Annotated in this window: 4 protein-coding genes and 1 pseudogene; 4 read left to right on the forward strand and 1 reads right to left on the reverse strand. The window is 40.6% G+C overall.

Translation table 11 applies throughout. From position 1 onward, the window contains the following. The 3 genes from CKY02_RS26065 to CKY02_RS22815 all read left to right on the forward strand — a co-directional run. Nucleotides 1-935 (forward strand): RHS repeat-associated core domain-containing protein (locus CKY02_RS26065; protein WP_275658238.1); only part of this gene is annotated, 935 nt, incomplete at its 5' end. Further along, a complete protein-coding gene (locus tag CKY02_RS22810; protein WP_036841354.1) occupies nt 935-1,300 on the forward strand; it encodes a hypothetical protein in 366 nt (121 codons plus the stop codon). The genes CKY02_RS26065 and CKY02_RS22810, both read left to right, overlap by 1 nt. Before the next feature lie 259 nt (nt 1,301-1,559). Next, on the forward strand, nt 1,560-1,952 hold the full coding sequence (locus tag CKY02_RS22815) for an Imm50 family immunity protein (protein ID WP_036841356.1): 393 nt from the start codon (nt 1,560-1,562) through the stop codon (nt 1,950-1,952). Between the two features lie 47 nt (nt 1,953-1,999). On the opposite strand, the gene CKY02_RS26840 is transcribed toward CKY02_RS22815, so the two are convergent. Beyond that, the gene (locus tag CKY02_RS26840; RefSeq protein ID WP_420899244.1) at nt 2,000-2,071 is read right to left on the reverse strand and encodes a DUF7706 family protein; all 72 of its coding nucleotides are present in this window, start codon (nt 2,069-2,071) and stop codon (nt 2,000-2,002) included. A gap of 8 nt (nt 2,072-2,079) precedes the next feature. On the opposite strand from CKY02_RS26840, the pseudogene CKY02_RS26845 reads away from it, so the two are divergent. Further along, nucleotides 2,080-2,271: pseudogene (locus CKY02_RS26845) on the forward strand (RHS repeat-associated core domain-containing protein); the annotation flags it as partial. Between the last annotated feature and the right edge of the window lie 155 nt (nt 2,272-2,426).

Below are 2,426 nucleotides of genomic sequence, written 5' to 3' on the forward strand. Positions count from 1 at the left end.
CCGCGATAATCGGCTATGATTACCTGTGGAGCGGGGAGCAGCTGATTGAAGAGACGCCGGTATATGCGGATGGCACTGTCGGGTATGAACAGAGCATTCACTGGCTGTATGAGCCGGGCGCCCTGACCCCTTCGGCTCGCTATCAACAGGGCCAGCTGTACTATGTGGTGAGTGATCACCAGGGGACCGTGCGGGAAATTCTGACCGAGGACGGGGAACTGCTCTGGGCAGGACGGCTGCTGACCTGGGGCGAACCGGAACGCTGGCCGGTGCTGACGGTCAATGACCCGCGGAACCTGACGTGTAACCTACTGTTTTGTGGGCAATATGCGGACTCGGAGAGTGGTTTATGCTATAATCGCTTTAGATATTACGATAATGAAACAGGCCAGTACTTATCGCCTGATCCTCTGAATCTTAGTGGAGGATTTAACCCGTACGGGTATGTCCATGATCCGGTTAATTGGATTGACCCGCTAGGGTTGACTGATTGTCCGGCAAGTCTTACTAGGGAACAAAGGCAGGCAAGGATCAATGAGCTTGCAGAGGCTAATGCACTCAGACGTTTACAAGAAATGGAAAGTATGAATCCTAGATCTCACTTCCTTGAGAGACATGGTGCCCAAACGTCTTTAGAATCCCAGCTTGGACGAGCAACTAATGGAGCGAATCCTACTACGGGAGTTCAGCAGCGTACACCGATGGCAGCAACTCGATTTGATAGTCATAGAGATCAATTAAATGCTATACAACGAGCACAAACTATTCAGCGACAATCAGGTGGCGCTGTGACTAAAGCTACAATTCCGTATGGAAGAAGAATCGGTGAAGGGTATAGCAAGACTGGCCCAACATATGGCACTTCGAGTACCGCAACAGTGATCTTAACTCCAAATGGGCAAACAATCACTGCATATCCTGTATGGGGGCGATAATGAATAAATTTGATTTAAAAACTAAAAATGAAATTTCTATATTAGTAGGTTTTCTTTCTGCTCTTGATGAGGAAGTTATCAGTGATAAAGATTATTTGTTAATTAACAATAAAAATGTTAATAATAAAGATGATCTACGTTCTGTTTCAGAAATTGTTCTCAAACCTTGGTTTTTAGAATATATACCAGCCAATAGAGATAAAGTGATTCAGTCTATTAACTTTATTATAAATGGAAAAGTTAATCTTGTTGATGTTGTTTTTTCTGAAATGAATTTTATTTTTGACTATGATATAGAAGATAAGTCTCTTTTTTTGACAGAAATAAAAGGTTTTCTTGAAGAATATGTCAGAGGTAATGACTAACTATTTGGATTTAAGCAACTGCATTGTTCATTAATAATAAGAAATAGTGTTTTTGGAGAGTTTATATCTATGGCTTATTTCGATAAAAATCAGATATAAAATATCGTTGAAATCAGCCGGAAAGATCCCCGTGATCTTCCGGCTTTATTGTTCTTACCGTGGAGCGTACCCGTGCCATACCAGCACGGACTGTAACCGCCCTATCGCATCCTTGATAAGCCAGGACTCATCATTATGAATTTCCAAGGAGGTTATAATTATGTGGTTCGATAATGCTATACATAAAGAAAAGATTAAATTCATGTTTAATAATGAACTTTCTATTGATGATGTTGAATTTGAAAACTTTATATACCACGATTTTTCAATTCTTAGGATACAACTACGAGGTAAAAAATTACCAGTAACAGTCCCCAAAAAATGGAGCGAAAATATATATAACTCCTTCGGAATCATATTAACATTTGGAAATGTATCTGAACTCCATATTAATGGAGGAAAAGTGGGATTTGAATGTACTCCTATTATTAAATCAGTGCGAGAAGAAACCATATTAACAATAGAAAATAAAGATTTTTATCTTCATTGTGTTGCTGGCTTTATGACAATTGATGATATCACTCCTTATTTAGATCAACGTTGGATTAAATAATAAATAAAGCCGGAAAGATCCGTGTGACCTTCCGGCTTTCTTGTGATTTATCTTGGCGAATATCCACAGTAAGCAAGGGCAGATTGAAGCTTAGAGATCGCATCCTTAATCTGTGCCATTAACAGCTAAAGTGCGTATCAACCCGCGATTCTGTGGGCAGTATGAGGATGAGGAAAGCGGGTTATTTTATAACCGGCACCGTTATTACGAGAGGGAAACGGGACAGTACTTATCGCCAGATCCTTTGAATCTTAGTGGAGGATTTAACCCGTACGGGTATGTTCATGATCCGGTCAATTGGATTGACCTCTTTGGATTGATGGTTGTTACTGGTGTGACCAAAAATGGACTTTCCCGAGTGAGCCCTGAATGGCGAAGACTTTATGGTCCAGCAACAATGAGAGACCACCATCTGATACCCCAAGCCATGATGAATGATAAAACGTTCATGATACAAATGAAAAATGCAGGAAT

This window comes from Photorhabdus bodei (genome assembly GCF_003287735.1).
Lineage (GTDB): Bacteria > Pseudomonadota > Gammaproteobacteria > Enterobacterales > Enterobacteriaceae > Photorhabdus > Photorhabdus kayaii.